This is a genomic window from Nostoc sp. NOS(2021) (assembly GCF_017115025.1).
In the GTDB taxonomy this organism is placed as follows: Bacteria; Cyanobacteriota; Cyanobacteriia; order Cyanobacteriales; family Nostocaceae; genus Nostoc.
Map to the genome: position 1 here is coordinate 1 of NZ_JABXKM010000342.1, position 18,471 is coordinate 18,471.

The following is an 18,471-nucleotide window of genomic DNA, read 5'->3' on the forward strand; positions in this document are numbered from 1 at the left end:
CTCCCCTCCTCATAGCCTCCGTAGTTCCCAGCAAAACTGCTCTTTGGCAAACTTACCCAAATACTCGCGTTATTACTTTAGACCAAGTACCGCTTAAAGGTATGTATCCCACATTAGGAATTGACCGCGCTTTAGCTTTGTGGGGTGCGGGAAAAACCTGGGGTTTTCCAATGTTGGTGATTGATGCTGGCACAGCGCTGACTTTTACGGCTGCGGATGCTAATCAGTGTCTGATTGGAGGTGCAATTCTGCCGGGAATAGGTTTGCAATTTGCAACTCTCGGTCAACAAACAGAACAATTACCATTTGTAGAAAAGGGAAGTTTTGCATCTTTACCATCACGTTTTGCACTCAATACAACAGAAGCAATTCAAAGTGGAGTGGTTTATACAATATTAGCTGGAATTAAAGATTTTATTGAGGCGTGGTTGCAATTATTTCCTGATGGGAAGATTGCAATTAAAGGTGGCGATCGCACTTTATTAATTAACTATCTGCAAGCCTTATATCCTGAAATAGCACCACGTTTAATTGTGGAACCAAATTTAATTTTTTGGGGAATGCTGGAAATATTAATGAATGATGGGTAGTCAACTAACGCATCCAAAAGTCCAACAGTGGTTGCGATCGTAAGGGAAAGCTGCTCTAATGGCGGAGACCAACTCTACAGCTTTCTCAGAAATTGCTGAGGTCGGTATCTCTGATACCTCTCCAGTATTCCATCGACCAGGCGGGTCCAGCAATAAATTCTCCATCAAACCAAATGGTGTTTTGAATGAAGACATCGCCGTCATCACAACGGAAATGGACATTCGAGCCTTGGAAGTTATTACCGATGGCACCAAAAGGGTCTATACCCCCGACCATCTTAGCCCTTCGCAAGTCACAACAAGTAAAGCAAGGTTGATTCCCATAGTCGGGGCTGGCACAAATCAACTGAATATCCGTCATATCGCAACAGATGAATTCAGCCGACAACTCGCCCTCCAAGGTGGCACCTTGCAAATTTACATAGCTCAAATGAGCGCCGCACAAATTAATCGATTGTAGGTTAACCCCACTTAAGTCAACTCGATGCAAGAAAATATCTCGGAAATCTCTCTCCCCATCGGCATAACCCTTGAGCAATTCCTGGGCATCAATAACTTTGGGGGAGTTAGTTTCAATTCTTCCATCTGGAATAGTGGTGTTGCAGAAAATAGTGCTTTCCGTCGTTTTGATACCAGTCAAATCGGCATTTCTCAAGTTAGCACCGACCAATTTAGCTGCACTCAGATCAGCAAAAGTCAGATCAGCACTGGTCAAGTCAACACCAGTCAAATCAACACCTCTCAAATTGGCTTCCCGGAGATTGGCGTTACTCAAATTGCAATTAATCAGAGGACTATAGAAAGCAGCCCCTTCTAAATTGGCATAACTAAAACTAGTATTGACTAATATGCCCTTGAAGAAACACCCTTGCAAATCGGCACTTGTGAAATTGACATCCATAAAACAGGTGTAGTTAATGACAGCATTCCTCAGTACAAGACCAGTAAAGTTTCGCTCCCCAGTTTCATAGCGTCTAATAGTCTCATCCGGCAAAGCACCCCATCTGAGAAATTCTTCAATATCATTCATAACTCTACTCCTGCATCAATAACGCCATATTCTACTAAATCTTGTACTCCTAACTCTTAACTCCTAACTCTTAACTCCTAACTCCTAACTCTTTAATAAAATCTCGAATCTCAATCGCTACAACCCCAGCAGAAGATTCTGGTAAATCGTTTCCAGCATGGGCAATCATTTTCAACTCGACTTTCGGTATCAGTTGAGCATAAACCCGACTCTTGGCTAAAGCATCAGGTGTATCTTGGCCACCTTGTAAAATCAAAACCGGGACATCAATCATGTAAAGCTGCTTTTGCAGTAATTCCGCCTCAATTTCTGCTTGTCGCCGTTTGAAAAGTAACTGGCAACCTATAGGATACGGCAATAGCGCCTGACGCAGCTGCAAGTCCTGGGCAATTTTTTCATGCCAACCCAGGATTTTAGTTAAGGGAGTTAGCGATCGCAACAATTTAACTATTAGTGGTGGATAATTCAATAATCGCCGCATCTTCCGACAATACTCTTCTTGTCCTGCTATCTCTACACCCTCTGGTGCTAGCAATACCACACCATCAACTTTCTCTGGATACTTTAAAGCATAGCTAGCAGCAATCCAACCCCCAAGAGAATGCCCTACTAAATACACCTTTTCTAGGTTGACAGCTTGCAAAAACTCAGCTATACACTCCACTTGTAAATCTATCGAATGGTGGATATTCGGATTCTCTGATTCACCAAACCCTAACAAATCAGGTGCGAAGCAATGGAAATCCTGTGCAAGAGACTCCATCACAGATAACCATTGACTGCTCTCATTCCAAGCACCATGTAAAAAAATTATAGGAGTTTTTTCACCGACTTCACGCCAGAATATCAGCCCTTGAGAGAGCTTTCTCCGGGAGTTACGGAATAGTGTATCCATTTTAATTTAGTAGTTAACTTTTAGCACCATAATAAATAATCATTAGTCATCAGTCATTAGTCATTAGTATCTGACAAAAAACAAATAACTAATGACAAAATATTACTATGCCAATGTTGTCAAGCCCTTCAAGTAGTCTTGCAACTGCCGAGTATGGTCGTGAGACATCTGTCCTGAAGGTAGGAAATTGGGACAGAAAGCTTGGATTTCCATGACTTCCAAAGTATCTTTAATCTCCATTGTCCCATGCACCTCGGCTTCAACCACAATACAAATTGAATGGATTCTGGGATCGCGGTCTGGTGCGGAGTAAACTCCTACCAAACGATTAATTTTCACCAATTCTAGCCCGGTTTCCTCCATCAATTCTCGGCTGACTGTGTTGGGAATATCTTCTCCCCAATCCACCATACCTCCAGGCAATGCCCAAAGACCATCGTCACGTCGCCGGATCAGTACTATCCGACCATCGGGTAAAATTGGAATGATACTAGTGCCAGTAATGGGATGACGAAATATGATACCCAGTACTGCTTGTCCAATACGCCATAAGCTACGTGTGGACTGGACAGCTGCCGGAAAAAAAGCAATAACGTTCAATCTTCAAAATTTCTGTATTATTGTATCCTATACTTCTCTACCACTTACATAGACTCAACTAATAAAATTTATATTGAGTTTTTTTATACAAAAATGCTTGTGGTTTGAGATTTTATTCTCACGATTTACGTAGAATATTATTAATTCTAACATCAAGTTTCAATAGAAGCACTGTATTTATATATACATAATATTTGTTAAATTAGAAAACTATTGAGTTTATAACTAACATTAGCCTTATCCAAACCAGCGATCGCTAATAGTTTTTCAGCACACATTAAAAAAATTAATCTGAATAATAAGTTAGAATCCAAAATTCAGAATTTAGAAGAGAAAATTAAGCGGGGTTTGAGACTGCCACCTAATTATTGTTGAAGAAGAATTCAGAAGTCAGAATTCAGGAGCGGAGCTTGGGATTGCTCTGCGGCTTGGCGTCAGAATCACTCTTCGTGGGGGATTCAGACCCGCCACTGATAGCGTAGCCTCTTCTCTACGAGAGGCTCCGCCAACGAGTCCGCGAGCGTCTTGAAGACCACCAAATCTACGATTTGGTGTGAGTCTAAAAAGAGTCTATTCATCCGCGACGCTCGAATACTCGCTACCGCTGCACTATCGCGGACTCGAATAGGCTGCGCTATCCGCTTTTTCGGTCAAAATTCATTCTTAATTTTGACGACTGACTCCTGAATTCTGTTTCGAGAATATTGATTGGTTTGTTCCAAGAACAACAACTAGTTAGCTATAGCAACGGACAAGAAGGTTAGGACATTAACTGATGATAAAACCTTATACAAACAGACTTTCAACCCAGTCCCCAGTCCCCAGTCCCCTGCTATAATTTACATCTCTTTCACGTATTTAAATCTAAGAAAAGGTATTTTTCATCTAGGTGGTGGGGATCATTCTAAATTTTTATTGACAGAACAAGGTTTAATGCGGTAGGCTAGTACATTGTTTAAAGCGTATTAATTGCTGCACTAGGTTACAAGTATATCAATAATATTGGTAGCTGATATTGCCTACGTGATGCCTAGTTGCTACTTTTTTGTTGTTTATTAATGAGGTGAACATGGCCAAGCGCCGTAACCCGAAAAAAGAAAAGGCGCTACGTAACCAGGCGTATGCCAGAAAGTTTCGTAAACGGACTACGACAGGAAGAATGCAGAGAAGATTCCAACAAAGACCACCAAAGAGTGAGGAAGAAGAAGGCGCAGCAGCAGCTGATACTGAATAAGCTGCCTGCTTAAATCCTTGTTATTTGGTTTATTTAGTTTTTATTTAGGGCGCACATTTGTACGCCCTTATTTATTTATGGGTATGGGGCAAGAGGAGCCAGAAGTTCTTCAATTTTGAATTTTGTTAGCGCAGCGTAAAGCCTTCTCTTCGAGAGGCAACGCCTTCGGCATAGCTTCGCTTAGAGCGAGTCCGCGTTCGCTTTTAGCGTCTCGTAGAGAGCGTCATTTTGAATTTTGAATTGATTTCTCCTCACTCCCTCTATTGAGCGATTTGAGCGCGGGCGGCTATAAGTGCTTTGCTGACCTGTACAAAGCCAGTACCACCGTAACTGTTGCGGGCTGCCACAACTTGACGGGGGGATATCGCCTCATAAATATCTGCTGCAAATGCCGGATGTAGTTGTTGCCACTCTGACAATTTCAAATCTTTTAGGAGTTTACCTGCGGCAATACTAGTTTTTACCACTTTACCCACAAGGTTATACGCTTCCCGGAAAGGAACGCCCCGTGCTGCCAGATAATCTGCTACATCGGTAGCATTGGAAAAATCTTCGGTCACGGCTTGGGCCAAGCGCTGGGTACGAAATTCCAAGCCTTCCCTGAGCAAAATCGTCATCGCTTCTAGAGAAGCTTTGACTGTGTTAACGCTATCAAATAGACCTTCTTTATCTTCTTGCAGGTCTTTGTTATATGCCAGGGGTAGCCCCTTCATAATCACTAACATCGCCTGGAGATGACCGAATACACGCCCCGTTTTCCCGCGCACCAATTCTGGTACATCGGGGTTTTTCTTTTGAGGCATGATACTGGAACCCGTCGCACAGCTATCTTTGAGGGTGACAAAACGGAATTCTTCAGTTGACCAAAGAATGACTTCTTCAGCAAGACGGCTGAGGTGAACCATAATCAAGCTAGCAGCAGACAAGAATTCGATCGCAAAATCGCGATCGCTCACTCCATCGAGACTGTTAGCATAAATATCGTCAAAATTCAAGAGTTTGGCTGTGTAGTGACGATCAATGGGGAAAGTAGTACCCGCTAAAGCACCGCACCCCAAAGGTGAGATATTCACGCGGCGAGAAACATCTCCTAAGCGTTCCCAGTCGCGCTGCGCCATTTGAAAGTATGCCAAGAGGTGGTGAGCTAAACTCAGGGGTTGGGCGCGTTGGAGGTGGGTATAGCCAGGAATCAGGGTTTCAACGTGCTTTTCGGCTATATCTAGTAAAACACCTTGAAATTCTCGCAATTCGCTTTTGATTTGTTGGATTTGGTCGCGGAGGTAGAGTCTGGTATCAGTGCCAACTTGGTCATTACGCGATCGCGCTGTATGCAGTTTTTTACCCACATTGCCGACAATTTCTGTCAGTCGTCGTTCAACTGCAAAATGTACATCTTCAGCATCGACACCAGGCTGAAATTTACCCTGGCGGTACTCTTGGCGAATTTGTTCTAAACCGGCAACCAGTTGCTCTCCTTCTTCTGGGGCGATAATGCCTGTGTGAGCGAGCATTTTGGCATGAGCTTGAGAACCAGTCAGGTCATATTCTATTAATTCAATATCGAAACCTATACTGGCATTAAAACGAGCGATCGCTGGATGCAACGCTGATTCAAATCGCTGGCTCCAAGTTTCTTCTTTGGTCATAAATTATCACAGGAAGGGCATCAATTTTAGATTTTAGATTTTAGATTAATCTAAAATCCGTCTTGGAAAGTTCTGATCGCCGGAAGCCGGCGCTCAGACTTTCCGCAAAATCCAAAATCTAAAATTACTTTAACCGTAGCTAGTTAGATTCCGAATGATATAGCCAATGACTAAACCAATCAACAATGCCCACACTTGACCTGTCTGTATAAAGTGGCTCCAAGCTTTTTGAATTTGACCCATCACGTCTGGGTCGGTAATTGTTTGTGCTAGTGCCGTCAAATTTACAGGCAAATGCCAAAATAACTGAGATATCAAATCGCTGTAATGGCTCATATTTGATGCTTAAGAAGTAAAGGGTGGCAAATTTCAGTATCAGTTTATTTTTTTACATCCAATACTGATATCATACTGAAAGATTGGATATAACTTTAATGTCTTAACTCAAGATGTAGCCGATGCCAACCGCAATTTCTCGGCAGTCCGCAAAATTTGTCCCGCCAAAACTGCTGCGCCAAAACCATTATCGATATTTACTACGCCTACTCCCGCAGCACAAGAGTTAAGCATTGTCAATAAAGGTGCTAAACCGCCAAAACTTGCGCCATAACCGATGCTGGTGGGTACGGCAATCACAGGACAACTCGCTAAACCAGCGACAACACTAGGTAAAGCGCCTTCCATCCCCGCCACGACAATCAACACCGATGCTGACTCAATTAGGTGGCGGTTACTTAATAAGCGGTGAATCCCAGCAACGCCAACATCCCAGAGGCGCTGGACGCGGAAACCAGAAAGTTCAGCAGTTACAGCGGCTTCTTCAGCAACGGGTAAATCGGCGGTACCAGCAGAAAGAATACCAATTTCACCTTGGAATTGTGGTTCGATGGTAAGAGGAGCGATCGCACAAATTCGCGCCGATTCGTAATATCGCAAACCGCTGACTTTTGATTGCAGTGCGGCATAAACTACTGGTTCAATGCGAGTCGCCATCACCACCGGATTGCGGAGACGCATCACCTCCATAATTTGAGCAATTTGATCGGGAGTTTTACCAGGGCCCCAAATCACCTCTGGGAAACCAGTTCTTAGCTGGCGATGATGGTCAATTTTGGCAAACTCCCCCACCGATTCATAAGCTAAGTCTTTGAGTGAGTCTAATGCCGTATCTGGTGTAACTTTACCATTGGCAACCGCTTCGAGGAGCGATCGCAAAGCTTTCTCATCGGTCATTGGTAATTAGCCCTTTGTCTTTTGTAATTTATCAGTCGTCCAATGCCCCATAACTAATCCCTTATTTTGATTTGTTCAATATTCCAGAATGCGCCGCCAAGAGCAGAGAATTTAATGCCTTCAAAACGATTACGCACGGCTGATAATGAATAAGGATTAACCAAGTGAATAAAAGGTAAATTTTCCTGGGTAATCCGCTGTGTTTCGGCATAAATCGCTTTAACCTTAGCTTCGTCTAATTCTCGTGTCGCTTGAATGTAAAGATTCCCTATTTGCGCTTCCCAAGGAGCAACCTCCCAACCCTGAATCGGCTTTTGTCCTGCTTGGGGTTTCTGATTAAACATATGTAATCCGCCTTCAGGTGCCCAGACATTAGCACCATCATTCGGTTCTAATCCGCCGGTCAGACCCATCAAAGAAGCTTCCCAATCCAAGGAGTTAGAAACTTTGTCAGTAAAAGTATTCCATGCTAACGGGGTGAAATCAACTTGAATGCCGATTTTGCTCAAGTCTTGTTTAATCTGCGATCCCATTGCCTCACGGATTTTATTTCCAGCATTAGTAAGCAAAGAGAAACGGACGCGATTCCCCTGAGCATCTACTAACTGATTTTGGTTGTACTTAAATCCTGCTTTTAGTAGTAATTCCTTCGCTTTTTGCTCATTGTAATGGTAAACTTTTAACCCTTCTTTAGGGGAAAGGTAATAGGGGCTTTGCACAGAAATCGGTGAATCTTGTGCTACACCCAAGCCGCGAAAAGTGTTATTAATCATCGTTTGGCGGTCAATTGCGTAGGCTACAGCCTGCCGAAATTGCACATTATTGAACCACCGAGACTTAACCGGATCGACCAGTGGTTTTCCGTCCCTTTTACCTTTGTTGAGATTGAACAAAACAAACGATGTACTGGATGTTGGCCCACCATTATAAATTTTGAAATTACCCTGCTTTTCTTGCACCTTTAGCAAAGAAAAATAATCTGGCGACACTCCCACAGTATCTAACCCGCCAGAACGAAATTGCAGCAAGGAAGTATCTGTTGATTCCACAATTTCCCAAATTACCCGTTCAATATAAGGCTGGGAATTGCCTTGAGCATCCTTGCGCCAGTAGTAGGGATTGCGCTGGAAGACCACACGCTGACTCGTGTCATAGCGCTCTATTTTGTAAGGGCCGTTGGCAATAATTTGGTTCGGAGGAGTATCAACGCCCCATTTTGTCAGAAAGGTCGGATGCCCATTTTGATCTTTCGTTTTTACCGATTCTTGCAATATATGGGCGGGTAAAATTGGCGAACCTGTACTCAATAGAAAAGGTCTAAATGGTTCGGGTACGCTAAACTCAACCCGCCGTTCATCCACTTTTTGCACAGTGGGTAGCTTCCGACTTTTACCAATCCTCAAGCTGTCTCTCACATCTGTAGGAATCGCTTCGTTAAGGTAAATATTGTTGTAAGTAAACACCACATCATCTACTGTTAGCGGCTGACCATCAGACCATTTCAACCCTTCGCGTAGGGTAAAAACAATTTTTAATTTATCATCGGAAATTTGCCAGGATTCCGCTAAGGCTGGCTCGACTTTAGCAGTTATCGGGTTTTGGGTGATTAACCCCTCGTAAATTAGAGGAAAAACATTTGGAGATTCCTGACTGAGAGGATAGTTAAAGGTTTTGGGATCGCTGAGAATGCTACTTACCAATTGCGGCACTTGAGCAGCTGCGCTTTTAAAGTTAGCTGGGTTGCAGGCGGTAACTGTAAATACTATTGCTGAAGTCAGAATTATTGGCAACCAAAAATATTTAATTGCCAGAAAGATTTTCCTAAAAAATTTCATAATTTCAATATGCTAATAGTGTACTTAATTTTATTGAGATTGTAGCCAACCAAGGAAGTTTTGAGTTTTATTGAAATAATGAATGCCACTATCTCGTAAAACCTCTATAACTTCACGTCTGCCAAATTCTTTAGAATTAGCGCTTAAAAATAATTTATTTTCATTAGGATGTAAGCCAGCATGAAAAATTATACACTCCAAGATCACTCTATCTATAATGTGCTTATCAAAAATTTCTCTATTTAACGTTCCTTGAAAAATACCCGTAGTTAATGTAATCATTTCTGATTTGCTGACAAGCTGATTAAAAGCTACATCAAAACGTTCTTTAACTTCGTTATTTCCTTCAAGAAAGCTAGTTCTTGATTGCTCTAGGCGAAACAGCAGTAATCGTGCATTATCTGAATTATCTCGCTCTGCTTGATTAATTTGTATATCTAACTTTCTGAGGAAATCTAGATTATATTTTTCTTCTTGTTCCAATGTTGTCAATGATTCTACAAAACAAATACTTGGCACTACTAGACGTAAAGAAGAGGGTGTATTTTGCAGTAATTCTTGTGCTTGTGAATCTTGCCCTTTAGCAATACTCATTAAAAATTAGTTTCAACGTAAATTATCACTGCTAATCATTAATAAAGTTGAGTTCTTCCGTCTTCTAGTAGTTGCAATAAACCAATTTCTGTCATTTCCTTTGTGAAAGGTGATATTGCAGATTTCCAATGATAGGCTAAGTCACGTAGCCAAGCTTCTGTAAGACCTTTAAGGTAAAGACTAAATATCCTTTTGTCGCGGAATTTTGGCTCGTAATGACTAAGCACATCACCAGTATTAAGACTGACAATCGGCTCTGATAAATTATTGCCATCCCATTGAAAAATCAGAGTTTTATTTATATCAACAAGCATCGCAAAGGGAATCGCTATCTTTGCAGCTTGTAAGTAATCAATCAGCCGTAAAATGGCATATTTTTTGGCTTTGTTTTCTTGAAAATTGAATGGTAAACCTTTGACTTCAGCTATGAGAATAATTTGTTCCTCTTTGTCTAAAGCAACAATATCAGGGAAGTCTATATCTTCTATGTTTATAGCTTGCAAGGCTCTCATTTCCCACCAAGTTAAGGTTTGTTTGTCCTTAGAAATCATTGAATTCTATCCTCGTGAGTCTTCGATATTTTTACCGATTGTTTCAAAGAAAAGTTACTCTGAAGCTACTAGCAAGACAACAGCATAAGCACATATACCTTCTTCGCGTCCAACGGGGCCTAATTTTTCGTTGGTGGTAGCTTTGATGCCAATTTGATTTGGTTCTAATTCTAAAACAGCCGCTAGTTTGTCACGCATGTTGTGAATATGCGGCTTTAATTTTGGACGTTCTGCTACTACCACCGAGTCAATATTTCCCACCTGCCAGCCTCGATCGCGAATTAGCTGATGTACTTGAGTTAATAGTACTAAACTATCTGCTCCCGCCCATTGAGGATCGCTAGGGGGAAAATAATGACCAATATCTCCCAAGGATAATGCCCCAAGCATGGCATCCATAATCGCGTGGGTCAGTACATCAGCGTCACTGTGACCCAACAAACCCAGTTCATGGGGAATTTGAATTCCCCCTAAAATTAAAGCGCGATCGCTCACCAGTTGGTGAATATCGTAGCCGTTACCAATACGAATTTTAGTCATTTGTCAATTGTCAATTGTCATTTGTCATTTGTCAGGAGTTAGGAATTATTATTCTTCCCCAACTCCTCCTGCTCCCATTTTTCCAGCAGATCAGGGCGGCGATCGCCTGTTTTTTGAATTTGTTGTTCGTAACGCCACCGCGCGATCGCTGCGTGATTCCCAGAGAGCAATACTTCAGGCACTTTCAAGCCGCGAAAATTGGCAGGACGAGTATATTGGGGATAGTCCAATAACCCTTCCTCAAAACTTTCTGCTGTGAGGGACTCCGTTTTGGCCACAGTTCCAGGTAAGAGCCGCACTACACCATTAATCAAAGCCATCGCTGGAATTTCTCCGCCAGTCAGAATAAAATCCCCTAAAGATACCTCACGAGTTACCAAATGTAGCACCCTCTCATCCACTCCTTCGTAATGCCCGCAAATCACTACTAACTGGTCATAATTTGTCACCAATTCTTTCAAAAGAGGTTGATTAATTGTTTGACCCTGTGGACTCATCAAAATTACTTCTCTTCGGGGTAGAATTGGCAGCGACTCCACAGCACTAAAAATAGGTTCTGGCTTCATTAACATCCCAACGCCGCCACCATAGGGTTCATCATCTACCTTTCGGTGCTTGTCAGTGGTAAAGTCCCGTGGGTTAACCAGATGCACTTCGGCAATCTGTTTGGCTAAGGCTTTACCCAGCAGCCCAGAATTGAGAACAGAGTTAAAACAGTCAGGAAAAAGCGTAACTATATCAAAGCGCACAGTTATTCGTATTCGAGGACACTAATCTTAAATTTGAATGTCTAGCAAACATCATCAAGCCAAGGTCGGGTCAAACTCCAGTTAAACTTTATCAATAGTATCTAAAACTACCAGACCTCTTGGATTTTAGATGGGATCAAAAGTTTTTCTAATTACTTAATTTATGTTTAAATGTTGTCACAAGTACATTTAAATTAATAATCATATCAAGTTAACAACTTCCAGGATGCATCGAGCCAGCCTCACAAAAAAGCATAGTCTTAACTGCTCGTCCCCAACCCAAAAGGGGGAATCTAGCCCCCTAAAGACTATTTTGCCCTGCTGCAAGTGGACAGGTGAAAAACAAGGCGCTGGCTTTGAGGAACGGGAACGAACACGTTTAGACTGAGGCAACGCGAGCGTTAAGCGAGAATTTGGAGAGTGCCTGACCCAGTTCCAAACTTCCAAAAAGTGTCCTCTCGAAAGTTGCAAAGCGCAAAAATCATGGCTGCTTCTGAACCTTGTTAAATTCACCTGAAGTTGTTGACAGGAGAAACACAATGCCGCAATTACAAGCTAAATCGCTAGAAATGAGGACACCCCAAGCAACTAAAACCGCCGTTCTGGTTATCGGAGGCGCAGAAGATAAAGTTCACGGGCGCGAAATCCTAAGAACTTTTTTTGGACGTGCTGGTGCTAGTAAGGCTTATATTACAATTATTCCATCTGCCTCTCGCGAACCCGCCATCATCGGTGGTCGGTATATTCGCATTTTTGAAGAAATGGGTGCCCAGAAGGTAGAAATTTTAGACATCCGCGAACGGGAACAGTGTGAAGCCTCCCAGATCAAAGCATCCTTAGAAGCCTGTAGTGGGGTATTTTTGACAGGAGGAGACCAGCTGCGTCTCTGTGGCGTATTGGCAGATACGCCAGCAATGGAAATTATTCGCCAGCGGGTGAGGGCGGGGCAACTGACGTTAGCAGGCACCAGTGCAGGAGCGGCAGTGATGGGGCATCATATGATTGCTGGCGGCGGTAGTGGAGAAACGCCAAATCGTTCCCTAGTGGATATGGCAACAGGTTTGGGATTTATTCCTGAAGTAATTGTTGACCAACACTTTCACAACCGGAATCGGATGGGGCGGCTGATTAGTGCGATCGCAGCTCATCCCGATCGCTTAGGTATTGGCATTGACGAAGATACTTGTGCTGTGTTTGAACGTGATGGTTGGCTACAAGTTATGGGCAAAGGCAGTGTAACCATTGTTGATCCCACTGAACTGACCCACACCAACGAACCCCATGTTGGTGCTAATGAACCGTTAACCGTGCATAATTTACGTCTCCATATCCTCAGCTACGGCGATCGCTTCCACTTGTACCAGCGGACTGTATTGCCTGCTGTACACCGAATCTCCAGCTGACGGGATAGAGTATCTGAGGTTACACTGAGTTGACCGCACATTTATTATTTCTTACCGTAGAAAAATGATAAGAATACCATGTAAAAAGAAAAAACTGTTTGCAATGAACAGTTTAGCGGTCAATTCCAGTAAGAAACTAGAATTTTGGTTCCGAATCTCCATCTACCTATTCCCATGAGAATCCTCAAGATCCAGACCTTACGCGGCCCAAACTATTGGAGCATTCGACGCCACAAACTGATCGTCATGCGCCTCGATTTAGAAACCCTTGGCGAGACGCCCTCCAATGAAATCCCTGGCTTTTATGAAGGATTAGTTGAGGCGCTGCCGAGTCTGGAGGGTCACTATTGTTCGCCTGGCTGTCGTGGTGGTTTTCTGATGCGAGTCAAAGAAGGCACTATGATTGGTCACATAGTGGAACACGTAGCCCTAGAACTCCAAGAATTAGCTGGTATGCATGTCGGCTTTGGTCGCACCCGCGAAACTGCCACACCCGGAATTTATCAAGTAGTAATCGAGTATCTGAATGAAGAAGCGGGACGCTACGCTGGACGAGCCGCAGTGCGGCTGTGTCAGAGTATCGTTGATCGAGGCCGTTATCCCAAGGCAGAACTAGAGCAAGATATCCAAGACCTGAAAGACTTCACCCGTGATGCTTCCTTAGGCCCCTCCACTGAAGCGATCGTTAAAGAAGCAGAAAAAAGAGGTATTCCCTGGATGTCTCTGGAAGCCCGCTTTTTGATTCAGTTGGGCTACGGCGTGAATCAGAAGCGGATGCAGGCCACAATGACCGACAACACCAGCATTCTGGGCGTAGAACTAGCTTGCGATAAAGAAGCCACTAAACGCATCCTCGCTGCTGCTGGTGCGCCAGTCCCCAGAGGTACAGTGATCAACTTCTTAGACGATTTGGAACAAGCCCTTGAATACGTTGGCGGCTATCCCATCGTTATCAAGCCCCTGGATGGCAATCATGGACGTGGAATCACCATTGATATTAGAACCTGGGAAGAAGCTGAAGCCGGATACGAAGCTGCCAGACAGGTTTCCCGATCAATTATTGTCGAAAGATATTACGTTGGGCGCGACCATCGGGTACTGGTGGTAAATGGCAAAGTAGTCGCAGTAGCCGAACGCGTTCCGGCTCATGTCATTGGTAACGGCAGATCGACCATCGCCGAACTGATTGAGGAAACAAACCTTGACCCAAATCGCGGTGAAGGACATGATAACGTCCTGACCAAGATTGAATTAGACCGCACCAGCTACCAGTTGCTAGAAAGGCAAGGCTATACCCTAAATAGCGTGCCACCCAAAGGAACCCTTTGTTATCTCAGGGCAACGGCAAACTTAAGTACAGGTGGTAGTGCCGTAGATCGTACCGATGAAATTCACCCAGAAAATCTTTGGTTGGCACAACGGGTGGTAAAAATTATCGGTTTGGATATCGCTGGCTTGGATATTGTCACCACGGATATTAGCCGCCCTCTGCGGGAAGTGGATGGCGTGATTGTCGAAGTTAACGCCGCTCCCGGCTTCCGAATGCACGTTGCCCCAAGCGTGGGCATTCCCCGCAACGTCGCTGGCGCAGTGATGGATATGCTGTTTCCCAACGAGCAATCTAGCCAAATTCCCATCCTCAGCATTACGGGTACTAATGGCAAAACCACCACTACCCGACTACTAGCACATATTTATAAACAGACTGGTAAAGTAGTAGGCTATACTACTACAGATGGCACATATATCGGTGATTACTTAGTAGAAGCTGGCGATAACACAGGCCCCCAAAGTGCCCACGTCATCCTCCAAGATCCCACAGTGGAAGTAGCGGTACTGGAAACGGCTCGTGGTGGCATTCTCCGCTCTGGATTGGGCTTTGAAGCCGCAAATGTCGGCGTGGTTTTAAATGTAGCCTCTGACCACTTAGGAATAGGGGATATCGATACCATTGAGCAGTTAGCTAACCTCAAGAGTGTAATAGCGGAAGCTGTATTCCCGGATGGCTATGCGGTACTTAACGCCGACGATCGCCGCGTCGCCGCTATGTCAGAAAAAACTAAGGCTAATATTGCTTACTTCACGATGAACCCCGACTCGGAATTGGTGCGAAAGCACATCCAAAAGGGTGGAGTCGCGGCAGTGTATGAAAATGGCTATTTGTCAATTGTTAAAGGTGATTGGACACACCGCATAGAAAGAGCAGAAAATATACCTTTAACAATGGGCGGACGTGCGCCGTTTATGATTGCCAACGCTTTAGCTGCAAGTTTGGCAGCATTCGTGCAGAACGTCACGATTGAGCAGATTCGGGCTGGTTTGAAGACCTTTCGGGCTTCAGTTAGTCAAACGCCAGGACGGATGAATTTGTTTAATTTAGGGAACTACCACGCTTTGGTGGACTATGCCCACAACGCAGCCAGTTATGAAGCTGTAGGTTCCTTTGTGCGGAACTGGACTACAGGACAACGGATTGGCGTAATTGGTGGCCCAGGCGATCGCCGTGACGAAGACTTTGTGACTTTGGGTAAATTAGCAGCACAAATTTTTGACTACATCATCATCAAAGAAGACGATGACACACGGGGACGTTTACGGGGATCAGCCGCCCAGTTGATTATTCAAGGGATCACCCAAGTTAAGCCTGATAGCCGCTATGAATCAATTCTGGATGAAACCCAAGCGATAAATAAAGGCTTAGATATGGCTCCTGATAACAGCCTGGTGGTAATTTTGCCAGAAAGCGTTACTCGCGCGATTAAGTTAATTAGAGCGCGTGGTTTAGTGAAGGAAGAGACACTCCAACAAAATCCCGGCACGACTATTTTAGATTCCCAAAATGGGATCACACCTTCTTCTGTTGTTAATACCTTGCTGTAGTCAGGAATCAGCAGGAGCCAACGCACTGCCTCCTGTATTCTGACTCCTTTAATCATTGTTTTTCTTCTTCCTGATTGGTTTCCTCGCTGGGAGTTTTCATCTCCTCCTTAAAACCTCGTAGGGTTTTGCCCAGTGCAGTTCCCAGTTCGGGAATTTTTTTCGGCCCAAAAATTAGAACAGCGACTATGGTAATTACAGCTATTTCTGGCCATCCCAGTCCAAACATATAAATTTCCTCTAAGGCATCTGTAATTAAATATAGACATTGATGGCTCAAATCCGATGAGTTTGCCACTGATCAGCGCTCGACCCTCTTGCAGAAACACGGTATAAATAAAATCAATAAAACAATACCTTCGCCATGCTAGTTATGGGGGAGTGCGATCGCAGAAGTTGCGATACACTATTCTGGTAAATATCGCTACAGAGTTAGTCTTTAATATTATTGCTTTTGTTTATTCTCGCTGAATTGGTAAACCTAACCAATCGCTTAATTCATCAGCTACCCATTCCAGTTCGGCTTCAGATTTAATCGCACCACTAATACCACCAAGTTGATATTTTTTTACACCTACCCAAATATCCAATTGTGCTGGAACGGCAATTCTAGTGCCTTCAGAGTCTTTAGTAAAATGTTTGGGAATGTAAACCAACTTAGTAATACTTTGTCTTGGCGATGTCCGGGGACGATAAAATTTCCAAGAAAACAACTCCCAGGTTAGGCTAATTTGTTTAGGATTCAGGCGTAAGCAGATGCGTCCAAATAAATGAAACAGAATTTTATACACCATCACAAAGCCAGCACCCCAAAAAGGAAGTGAGAACATGGCAAAGGGGATGTTGACAGGAAAAGGCGCTGAGAGTGCGCCAATTGTCCAAATGAGGATAAATGAATTCCAAACGATCGCAAATAAACCTGTGAATAATATTGATGCATCAAAACCAGTCGGTGGAACGATAATTTCTAGAGAATCCCCATTTTTGGTTAGTTGAATCTTACTCCCATCTGGTTTGCCAACAACCAAAGCAGGTAAGTTTGTCAGTTGTGGTTTCTCTAAAGCTGCGATCGCTAGATTAGCAGAACTCAAACGCCGTTCTAAAGTGGGTTCAATCATCCACTTTAGCCAATTGGTAAAGCTGGGACTCAGATTAGCCGCTTGTTCAAACTGAATGCGAAAATCCTTTTGGGGTAAATCGGCTGGGTGAGTACCCGTCACTAAATAAATTAAGGTTGCACCTACACTATAAAGGTCAGATGCTGCAACAGTGCGTCCCCCAAATTGCTCCTGTGGCATATAGCCATAAGTTCCTACCACAGTTCTTGTCCCGCTTTCTGTGGCCAGGACAGTCTGCACTGAGCCAAAATCTACCAGGTAAACTTGACCGATACTATTCCCAGAGCGATCGCCTAATAAAATATTGCTAGGCTTAATATCACGGTGAATTACAGGCGGATACAGCCCATGTAGGTAAATGAGAATCTCTAAAAGTGCTTTGGCGATCTGTTTGACTTCAGCTTCTGTAAAAGTCCGCCCAGTTTGTAAGTATTGCTCTAAAGTTTGTGCGGGAATATAAGTTTGTACTAGAGCAAATCCTTTAAGGGTTGGTAAATTTACCTCAAAATAGTTTAAATAGCGAGGAATTAAGGGATGTGCTAGGTTTTTTAAAGCTTCGGCTTCCCGCTCAAATAGCTTTAGAGAATCCCATTCAAAGTCACCACCAAAAGAGAGTAACTTGATGACAACTAATTCCTGAGTTTTCAAATCACGAGCTAACAACGTCCGCCGCCCTGCTTTTTTTCCTAATAGCTGCTGAACTTCGTAGCTATCGCCTAATATTTCGCCAATCATTATGGTTTCTGATAATGCTAGGGTTGAAAAGTTTTTAGAGCTTATGGCTTTTCAATTTGGCAAACCGATATCTTTAGTATAATTGCGTAGTTCTATGCCCTCCCAACTTTGGCCTTATATTACCCCTGGTATTCCCGATGAATTGTTTGAACATTTGCCAGGAATTCCCTTTACCCAGCGAGAAGTCAGGCTATTGTTGATTTCTCAACTGCGACTAGAACCTAATTCAGTCTTGTGGGACATTGGTGCAGGGACAGGTACAATTCCTGTAGAAGTGGGACTACTATGTCCAGGCGGACAGATTATTGCTGTGGAACGGGATGAAGAAGTAGCTAATCTGATCAAGCGTAACTGCGATCGCTTTGAAGTGAAGAATGTCGAAGTAATTGAAGGTAGCGCCCCAGAGTGTTTGCATGACCTCAAAGTTACTCCTCACCGCGTTTGTATTGAGGGAGGACGGCCCATTCAGGAAATTTTGCAAGCAGCTTGGCATTATTTGCCGCCATCCGGTCGGGTTGTAGCCACAGCTGCTAATCTAGAAAGTCTGTATGCTATTTCCCAGAGCTTTTCCCTGTTAAGGGCTAGAAATATCGAAGTCGTCCAGTCTGCGGTGAACCGCCTAGAGACGCGCGGTTTTTCTCAAACCTTTACCGCCGTTGATCCCATTTTTATCCTCAGTGGTGAGAAACTGGATTAGGGAATGGGGCATGGGGCATTGGAAGAGGGCGCAAAGGAAGGGGGAAAACGGAGATGAGAAAGTAGGGGGAGCAGAGAAAGCAGGGAAGCAGGGGAAGAAAAAATAACTAATTAATTAATGCCCAATGCCCAATGCCCAATGCCC

At 43.6% G+C, this 18,471-nt stretch carries 18 protein-coding genes; 5 read left to right on the top strand and 13 right to left on the bottom strand.

Annotated elements, in window-relative coordinates:
- Positions 1-590 (top strand): pantothenate kinase (locus HWQ41_RS33445; RefSeq protein WP_292772466.1); only part of this gene is annotated, 590 nt, incomplete at its 5' end.
- Between the two features lie 85 nt (positions 591-675).
- On the opposite strand, the gene HWQ41_RS33450 is transcribed toward HWQ41_RS33445, so the two are convergent.
- The 3 genes from HWQ41_RS33450 to HWQ41_RS33460 form a co-directional block, all read right to left on the bottom strand.
- Positions 676-1,620, bottom strand: a complete 945-nt coding sequence (locus HWQ41_RS33450; RefSeq protein WP_292772468.1) for a pentapeptide repeat-containing protein — start codon at positions 1,618-1,620, stop codon at positions 676-678.
- A 70-nt stretch (positions 1,621-1,690) separates the two neighbouring features.
- Entirely contained in the window at positions 1,691-2,515 is an 825-nt protein-coding gene (locus HWQ41_RS33455; RefSeq protein ID WP_292772470.1) for an alpha/beta hydrolase, read from the bottom strand.
- A gap of 105 nt (positions 2,516-2,620) precedes the next feature.
- Positions 2,621-3,115, bottom strand: coding sequence for an NUDIX hydrolase (locus HWQ41_RS33460; protein ID WP_292772472.1), 495 nt, complete (start codon positions 3,113-3,115; stop codon positions 2,621-2,623).
- A gap of 1,069 nt (positions 3,116-4,184) precedes the next feature.
- Between HWQ41_RS33460 and HWQ41_RS33465 the strand changes: the two genes are divergently transcribed.
- A complete protein-coding gene (locus HWQ41_RS33465) occupies positions 4,185-4,349 on the top strand; it encodes a hypothetical protein (protein ID WP_167407613.1) in 165 nt (54 codons plus the stop codon).
- 260 nt (positions 4,350-4,609) lie between these two features.
- Here HWQ41_RS33465 and argH read toward each other — a convergent pair whose 3' ends face one another.
- From argH to trmD, 8 genes are all read right to left on the bottom strand, one after another.
- Positions 4,610-5,995 carry an argininosuccinate lyase gene (gene argH / locus HWQ41_RS33470; protein WP_292772474.1) on the bottom strand — a complete coding sequence of 462 codons (1,386 nt, stop codon included), beginning with the start codon at positions 5,993-5,995 and terminating at the stop codon, positions 4,610-4,612.
- A 129-nt stretch (positions 5,996-6,124) separates the two neighbouring features.
- Positions 6,125-6,331, bottom strand: coding sequence for a hypothetical protein (locus HWQ41_RS33475; protein WP_292772477.1), 207 nt, complete (start codon positions 6,329-6,331; stop codon positions 6,125-6,127).
- A gap of 108 nt (positions 6,332-6,439) precedes the next feature.
- Complete coding sequence (larB, locus tag HWQ41_RS33480; RefSeq protein ID WP_292772479.1) at positions 6,440-7,228, bottom strand: nickel pincer cofactor biosynthesis protein LarB; 789 nt, start codon at positions 7,226-7,228, stop codon at positions 6,440-6,442.
- 53 nt (positions 7,229-7,281) lie between these two features.
- Positions 7,282-9,063, bottom strand: a complete 1,782-nt coding sequence (locus HWQ41_RS33485; protein WP_292772481.1) for an ABC transporter substrate-binding protein — start codon at positions 9,061-9,063, stop codon at positions 7,282-7,284.
- Positions 9,064-9,093: 30 nt separating this feature from the next.
- Positions 9,094-9,657 carry a hypothetical protein gene (locus HWQ41_RS33490; protein ID WP_292772484.1) on the bottom strand — a complete coding sequence of 188 codons (564 nt, stop codon included), beginning with the start codon at positions 9,655-9,657 and terminating at the stop codon, positions 9,094-9,096.
- 38 nt (positions 9,658-9,695) lie between these two features.
- Complete coding sequence (locus tag HWQ41_RS33495; RefSeq protein ID WP_292772486.1) at positions 9,696-10,208, bottom strand: hypothetical protein; 513 nt, start codon at positions 10,206-10,208, stop codon at positions 9,696-9,698.
- A 54-nt stretch (positions 10,209-10,262) separates the two neighbouring features.
- Positions 10,263-10,748, bottom strand: a complete 486-nt coding sequence (gene ispF / locus HWQ41_RS33500) for a 2-C-methyl-D-erythritol 2,4-cyclodiphosphate synthase (protein WP_292772488.1) — start codon at positions 10,746-10,748, stop codon at positions 10,263-10,265.
- Between the two features lie 38 nt (positions 10,749-10,786).
- The gene (gene trmD, locus HWQ41_RS33505) at positions 10,787-11,497 is read right to left on the bottom strand and encodes a tRNA (guanosine(37)-N1)-methyltransferase TrmD (RefSeq protein ID WP_292772490.1); all 711 of its coding nucleotides are present in this window, start codon (positions 11,495-11,497) and stop codon (positions 10,787-10,789) included.
- 539 nt (positions 11,498-12,036) lie between these two features.
- On the opposite strand from trmD, the gene HWQ41_RS33510 reads away from it, so the two are divergent.
- Both HWQ41_RS33510 and cphA read left to right on the top strand, forming a co-directional pair.
- Positions 12,037-12,900, top strand: coding sequence for a cyanophycinase (locus tag HWQ41_RS33510; RefSeq protein ID WP_094348499.1), 864 nt, complete (start codon positions 12,037-12,039; stop codon positions 12,898-12,900).
- A gap of 174 nt (positions 12,901-13,074) precedes the next feature.
- Positions 13,075-15,780 (top strand): cyanophycin synthetase, encoded by a 2,706-nt coding sequence (cphA, locus tag HWQ41_RS33515; RefSeq protein ID WP_292772492.1) that lies wholly within the window; start codon positions 13,075-13,077, stop codon positions 15,778-15,780.
- Positions 15,781-15,832: 52 nt separating this feature from the next.
- Here cphA and tatA read toward each other — a convergent pair whose 3' ends face one another.
- The gene (gene tatA / locus HWQ41_RS33520; protein WP_196527662.1) at positions 15,833-16,006 is read right to left on the bottom strand and encodes a twin-arginine translocase TatA/TatE family subunit; all 174 of its coding nucleotides are present in this window, start codon (positions 16,004-16,006) and stop codon (positions 15,833-15,835) included.
- A 229-nt stretch (positions 16,007-16,235) separates the two neighbouring features.
- A complete protein-coding gene (locus HWQ41_RS33525) occupies positions 16,236-17,630 on the bottom strand; it encodes a serine/threonine-protein kinase (protein ID WP_292772494.1) in 1,395 nt (464 codons plus the stop codon).
- Positions 17,631-17,724: 94 nt separating this feature from the next.
- Between HWQ41_RS33525 and cbiT the strand changes: the two genes are divergently transcribed.
- Positions 17,725-18,327, top strand: a complete 603-nt coding sequence (gene cbiT / locus HWQ41_RS33530; RefSeq protein ID WP_292772497.1) for a precorrin-6Y C5,15-methyltransferase subunit CbiT — start codon at positions 17,725-17,727, stop codon at positions 18,325-18,327.
- The last annotated feature ends 144 nt before the right edge of the window (positions 18,328-18,471 follow it).

Coding starts and splice junctions, on each gene's coding strand:
- cbiT (WP_292772497.1), top strand. CDS start 17,725: ATGCCCTCCCAACTTTGGCCTTATATTACCCCTGGTATTCCCGATGAA.
- cphA (WP_292772492.1), top strand. CDS start 13,075: ATGAGAATCCTCAAGATCCAGACCTTACGCGGCCCAAACTATTGGAGC.
- tatA (WP_196527662.1), bottom strand. CDS start 16,006: ATGTTTGGACTGGGATGGCCAGAAATAGCTGTAATTACCATAGTCGCT.
- HWQ41_RS33475 (WP_292772477.1), bottom strand. CDS start 6,331: ATGAGCCATTACAGCGATTTGATATCTCAGTTATTTTGGCATTTGCCT.
- argH (WP_292772474.1), bottom strand. CDS start 5,995: ATGACCAAAGAAGAAACTTGGAGCCAGCGATTTGAATCAGCGTTGCAT.
- HWQ41_RS33525 (WP_292772494.1), bottom strand. CDS start 17,630: ATGATTGGCGAAATATTAGGCGATAGCTACGAAGTTCAGCAGCTATTA.
- ispF (WP_292772488.1), bottom strand. CDS start 10,748: ATGACTAAAATTCGTATTGGTAACGGCTACGATATTCACCAACTGGTG.
- HWQ41_RS33450 (WP_292772468.1), bottom strand. CDS start 1,620: ATGAATGATATTGAAGAATTTCTCAGATGGGGTGCTTTGCCGGATGAG.
- HWQ41_RS33490 (WP_292772484.1), bottom strand. CDS start 9,657: ATGAGTATTGCTAAAGGGCAAGATTCACAAGCACAAGAATTACTGCAA.
- HWQ41_RS33495 (WP_292772486.1), bottom strand. CDS start 10,208: ATGATTTCTAAGGACAAACAAACCTTAACTTGGTGGGAAATGAGAGCC.
- HWQ41_RS33455 (WP_292772470.1), bottom strand. CDS start 2,515: ATGGATACACTATTCCGTAACTCCCGGAGAAAGCTCTCTCAAGGGCTG.
- HWQ41_RS33510 (WP_094348499.1), top strand. CDS start 12,037: ATGCCGCAATTACAAGCTAAATCGCTAGAAATGAGGACACCCCAAGCA.
- HWQ41_RS33485 (WP_292772481.1), bottom strand. CDS start 9,063: ATGAAATTTTTTAGGAAAATCTTTCTGGCAATTAAATATTTTTGGTTG.
- HWQ41_RS33465 (WP_167407613.1), top strand. CDS start 4,185: ATGGCCAAGCGCCGTAACCCGAAAAAAGAAAAGGCGCTACGTAACCAG.
- larB (WP_292772479.1), bottom strand. CDS start 7,228: ATGACCGATGAGAAAGCTTTGCGATCGCTCCTCGAAGCGGTTGCCAAT.